Source organism: Pseudomonas sp. GM84, assembly GCF_000282535.1.
In the GTDB taxonomy this organism is placed as follows: domain Bacteria; phylum Pseudomonadota; class Gammaproteobacteria; order Pseudomonadales; family Pseudomonadaceae; genus Aquipseudomonas.
In genome coordinates this window covers 1-4,969 of record NZ_AKJC01000033.1, presented here as the reverse complement: position 1 = coordinate 4,969, position 4,969 = coordinate 1, and the positions used below count along the sequence as shown (strand labels likewise).

Sequence of the window (4,969 nt, the reverse complement as noted above, 5' to 3'; positions counted from 1 at the left end):
CGGCAGGTAGCCGCCGGTCAAGGCCTTGGACAGGCACAGGAAGTCTGGGCGGATACCGGCCTGCTCGCAGGCGAACATCGTGCCGGTGCGGCCGAAGCCGACGGCGATCTCGTCGTGGATCAGGTGTACGCCATAGCGGTCGCAAGCCTCGCGCAGCAGCTTGAGGTAGACCGGGTGGTACATGCGCATGCCGCCGGCGCCCTGGATCAGCGGCTCGACGATCACGGCCGAAACGGTCTCGTGGTGTTCGGCCAGGGTCTGCTCCATGGCCGCGAACATGTTGCGAGAATGTTCTTCCCAGCTCATGCCCTCGGGCCGCAGGTAGCAGTCCGGGCTGGGCACCTTGAGGGTGTCGAGCAGCAATGCCTTGTAGGTTTCGGTGAACAGGGGCACGTCGCCGACCGACATGGCGGCAATGGTTTCGCCGTGGTAGCTGTTGGTCAGGGTGACGAAGCGTTTTTTCGCAGGTTTGCCGATGTTCTGCCAGTAGTGGAAGCTCATTTTCAGCGCCACTTCGATGCACGACGAGCCGTTGTCGGCATAGAACACACGGTCAAGCCCGGCCGGCGTCATGGCGACCAGCCGCTCGGACAGCTCGATGACCGGCTGGTGGCTGAAGCCGGCCAGAATCACGTGCTCCAGCTGGTCGACCTGATCCTTGATGCGCTGGTTGATGCGCGGGTTGGCATGGCCGAACACATTGACCCACCAGCTGCTGACCGCATCCAGGTAGCGTTTGCCATCGAAGTCTTCGAGCCACACGCCTTCACCGCGCTTGATCGGGATCAGTGGCAGTTGCTCGTGGTCTTTCATCTGGGTGCAGGGGTGCCACAGGACCTTGAGGTCGCGTTGCATCCACTGATCGTTGAGGCCCATCGGCACTTCTCCTGGCATTGCGGCTTGGTTTGACCGCGTAAGCCTAAGCAATGCCAGGAGGCAGGACAACCGCTAAGGGTCAATGGCGAAAGGTGCGGGTCCATTCGAGCTTGCGAATGTGCACGGTGCCGGCCTGCGAAGTGGAGATGGTCAGGCGTCGAAACGGCCCGGCGATGTCCTGATGGTAGGGCTGGGTGGCGATGGGGCCAGGCTTGAACTCGGTGTAGCCGCTGCCCGATAGCGTGAGCCAGTAGAAGTTGCGCGGGATCGGCGCGATCAGGTCGATGTCGTAGCCATCGGTATCCAGCAGCATTTGCACAGTGTCGAACGTCTGATCGCTGACCACGTAGTATTCGAGGCGAAGGTGCTCGACCTCCTGGTTGAAGGCGATCTCCACGTCGCTGTGCTCGCCGATCACAAGCTCAGTGCCGTCCTCGCCTTTGAAGGCTTCATGAAAACCGGTCCAGGAGGTGCCGTTGGAGCGGATGCTCAAGCCGGATGGGGTACGAAATGACTGCTTGTGCGACAGAAATTGCCTGTCGACGTGCGCGAAGTGCTCCTCATAGATCATGCCGCAGCTCCTTTTGTCGGTTTTCTGGCCACCTGCGAAAGCATCGCGTAGCGGCGCGAGCCTTGGCTACTGGCAAAAATGTCAGTAGCCAAGGGAACTTGATGTCGCTGTAGTGGCAGGGTATGCAGACCTGACGTATTCTTAACGCATCATCTCGGGGCATTCCTGCCTCTTCCCATTTCTGTAACGTTTGACTCGGAGTTCGCCATCATGGCTGCTGCTTGGGTGCGCCTGTGCGCGTTGGTATTGATCGGTGTGTCCAGCGGCGCCACGCTGGCCAAGGACAAGACACCTACGGCGATCGTCGTGGGTGGTGGCCTGGCTGGCCTGACCGCGGCCTACGAGCTGCAGAACAAGGGCTGGCAGGTGACCTTGCTGGAAGCCAAGGCGGGCATGGGCGGTCGCTCGGGGCTGGCCAACAGCGAATGGATCGGCAACAGCAAGGCCCAGCCGGTACTCAACCAGTACCTGGATCGGTTCAAGCTGGAGACACTGCCGGCACCGGAGTTCGTGCGAACCCCTGGCTACCTGATCGATGGCGAGTACTTCAGCGCCACGGACCTGCCTACCAAGCAACCCGCAACCGCCGAGGCGATCAAGCGCTACGAGAAGACCCTCGACGACCTGGCTCGCTCGATCGACGACCCGCTCAACCCGCAGGCGACCAGCACGCTGTTTGCCCTCGACCAGATGAACGTGTCCACCTGGCTCGACAAGCTGCAGCTGCCGGCCACCGCGCGGCAGTTGATCAACCAGCAGATCCGTACCCGTTACGATGAGCCGTCGCGCCTGTCGCTGCTCTATTTCGCCCAGCAAAACCGGGTGTACCGGGGCGTCAGCGATCGTGACCTGCGTGCCGCGCGTTTGCCAGGCGGCAGCCCGGTGCTGGCCCAGGCGTTCGTCAAGCAGCTGAAAACCATCAAGACCAACTCGCCGGTGACCTCCATCGTCCAGGACAAGGACAGCGTCACGGTCAAGACCGGCAGTGCCAGCTACCAGGCCGATTACGTGGTCATGGCCGTGCCCCTGCGGGCCCTGGCCAAGATCCAGATGACGCCGGTCCTGGATACCCAGCATGTGGCAGCGCTCAGGGGTACCAACTACGGTTGGCGCGACCAGCTGATGCTCAAGTTCAAGCAGCCGGTCTGGGAAAGCCGTTCGCGCATGACCGGCGAGATCTACAGTAACGTGGGCCTCGGCATGCTGTGGATCGAGCCGGCACTCAAGGGTGGCGCCAATGTGGTGATCAACCTGTCCGGCGACAACGCGCGCCTGCTGCAGGCCTTCGGTGACAAGCAGATGGTCGATCAGGTGCTGATCCGCCTGCATGCCTTCTATCCACAGGCTCGTGGCTCGTTCACCGGCTACGAGCTCAAGCGCTACAGCACCGACGCCGGTACGGGCGGTGCCTACCTGGCCTACGGTCCGGGGCAGATCAGCAAGTATTGGCGCCTGTGGGAGCGCCCGGTGCAGCGCATTGCCTTCGCAGGTGAGCACACCGATGCCCTTTATCCCGGCACCCTTGAAGGCGCCCTGCGCAGTGGCCAGCGTGCGGCCAGCCAGGTACAGGACTTGCTCGCCGGCAAATCGTTCGACCCGTCCAAGGCGTTGCCGGTGGCGGCCGCTGCAACCGCAGGCGCGGTGGCGGCGAAGGACAAGGGCGGGTTCTTCTCGCGGCTGTTTGGCGGCGCTGACAAACCTGAGGTGAAGGCTGCACCGGTTGCCAAGGCCGAGGAAGTAGCGCCAGCGCCGGCTGCTGCACCTGCCGCTGTGACGGCGCCGATTGCCAAGGAAGAACCTGCCAAACCTACCGGCAGCAAGGCGGCACCGGCCAAACCGGCGCCCGCGCACAAACCTGCTGTAAAACAGGCGCATAAAGCCGAGCCGAAAAAAGCCACCGCCAAATCCGAGCCGGCCAAGAAACCGGTGACCAACGCCCAGGCCAAGGCCAGCTAAGGTCCTGGCCGTACTGGCCTCTTTGCGGGACAAGCCCGCTCCCACAGATACAGTGCACGCCGCTGGGGCAGCGGAGCACCTGTGGGAGCGGGCTTGTCCCGCAAAGAGGCCGGTGCTGACAACGCCAAATTCCCCGCTATCGTTAATGTTTCCTTAATAGCGATCTCACACACTACCTATCGGTTTTCTCGATAATCCAAAGCGATTTTTTCCGCTTTTCTTCGATACGTTTCGCGATAGTCTGTGCACAGCTTTCACGGGGAAACACTGCATCATGCAACTGCGCAACTCACCTTCTCGCTATGGCATCGTCAGCATCGTCCTGCACTGGGGCGTGGCACTGGCAGTTTTTGGCCTGTTCGGCCTGGGTTTGTGGATGGTCGGCCTCGACTACTACAGCCCTTGGCGCAAATCTGCCCCTGACCTGCACAAGAGCATCGGCATGGTACTGCTGGCTGTGATGCTGTTGCGTGTGCTCTGGCGCTTCATCAGCCCACCACCGCCGGCGCCGGCCAACCACGGGCCGCTCACTCGCGTGGCCGCCAAGTTGGGCCACCTGGCGTTGTACCTGGGGCTTTTTGCAGTGATGGTCGCCGGTTACCTGATTTCGACCGCCGATGGCGTTGGCATTCCGGTCTTCGAGTTGTTCGAAGTGCCGGCCTTGATCAGCGACCTGCCCGACCAGGCTGACGTGGCGGGTGTCGTTCATCTCTGGTTGGCATGGGGCCTGGTGATCTTTGCCGTGCTGCATGCCCTGGCAGCCTTGAAACACCATTTCATCGACCGTGACGCGACCCTGACTCGTATGCTGGGCCGCAAAGCTTGACTCTCAACCTCAATTGCAAAGGAAGGAAGTAAGGATGTTGAAAAAGACTTTTGCCGCTCTGGCGCTCGGTACCGCTCTGATCTCCGCTGGCCAGGCCATGGCTGCCGATTACAAGATCGACACGGAAGGTCAGCATGCGTTCGTCGACTGGAAAATCAGCCACCTGGGCTACAGCTTCATCCACGGCACCTTCAAGAAATTTGACGGCGACTTCACTTGGGATAGCGCCAAGCCTGAAGCCAGCAAGATCAACGTCAAGCTGGATACCGCCAGCCTGTGGTCGAACCACGCCGAGCGTGACAAGCACATCGCCAGCAAAGACTTCCTGGACGTGAAGAAATATCCTGAAGCGAAGTTTGTCTCCACCAGCGTCAAGTCCACTGGCGAAAAAACCGCCGATGTGACTGGTGATCTGACCATGCACGGTGTCACCAAGCCGGTGACCTTCAAGGCCACTTTCAACGGTGAAGGCAAGGACCCATGGGGCGGTGAGCGTGCCGGCTTCAACGCTACCACCACGCTGAATCTGAACGACTTCGGCATCAAGGGCCCGGGTGCGACCTCGCAGACCCTGGACCTGGATATCAGTGTCGAAGGTGTGAAGCAGAAGTAAGCTTTTGCCTTGGCAATAAAAAACGCCGCCCAATCGGGCGGCGTTTTCGTTTGTCCATTCGGGCCTCATCGCCGGCAAGCCGGCTCCCACAGGGGCTGATGGCAGCATTTCTGTGGGAGCCGGCTTG

At 61.2% G+C, this 4,969-nt stretch carries 5 protein-coding genes; 3 read left to right on the top strand and 2 right to left on the bottom strand.

Annotation, left to right across the window (positions count from 1 at the left end):
• Positions 1 to 876, bottom strand: an 876-nt coding sequence (bioA, locus tag PMI38_RS02675) for an adenosylmethionine--8-amino-7-oxononanoate transaminase (protein ID WP_008090354.1), incomplete at its 3' end; no start/stop codon positions are given.
• 79 nt (positions 877 to 955) lie between these two features.
• Positions 956 to 1,447 carry a hypothetical protein gene (locus PMI38_RS02670; protein ID WP_008090351.1) on the bottom strand — a complete coding sequence of 164 codons (492 nt, stop codon included), beginning with the start codon at positions 1,445 to 1,447 and terminating at the stop codon, positions 956 to 958.
• A gap of 210 nt (positions 1,448 to 1,657) precedes the next feature.
• Here PMI38_RS02670 and PMI38_RS02665 point away from each other — a divergent pair, with 210 nt between their 5' ends.
• The 3 genes from PMI38_RS02665 (at position 1,658) to PMI38_RS02655 (ending at position 4,842) form a co-directional block, all read left to right on the top strand.
• Positions 1,658 to 3,403 (top strand): flavin monoamine oxidase family protein, encoded by a 1,746-nt coding sequence (locus PMI38_RS02665; RefSeq protein ID WP_008090349.1) that lies wholly within the window; start codon positions 1,658 to 1,660, stop codon positions 3,401 to 3,403.
• A 274-nt stretch (positions 3,404 to 3,677) separates the two neighbouring features.
• A complete protein-coding gene (locus tag PMI38_RS02660; protein WP_008090348.1) occupies positions 3,678 to 4,229 on the top strand; it encodes a cytochrome b in 552 nt (183 codons plus the stop codon).
• Between the two features lie 34 nt (positions 4,230 to 4,263).
• Positions 4,264 to 4,842: a YceI family protein gene (locus PMI38_RS02655; RefSeq protein ID WP_008090346.1), complete on the top strand. Its 579-nt coding sequence runs from the start codon at positions 4,264 to 4,266 to the stop codon at positions 4,840 to 4,842.
• The last annotated feature ends 127 nt before the right edge of the window (positions 4,843 to 4,969 follow it).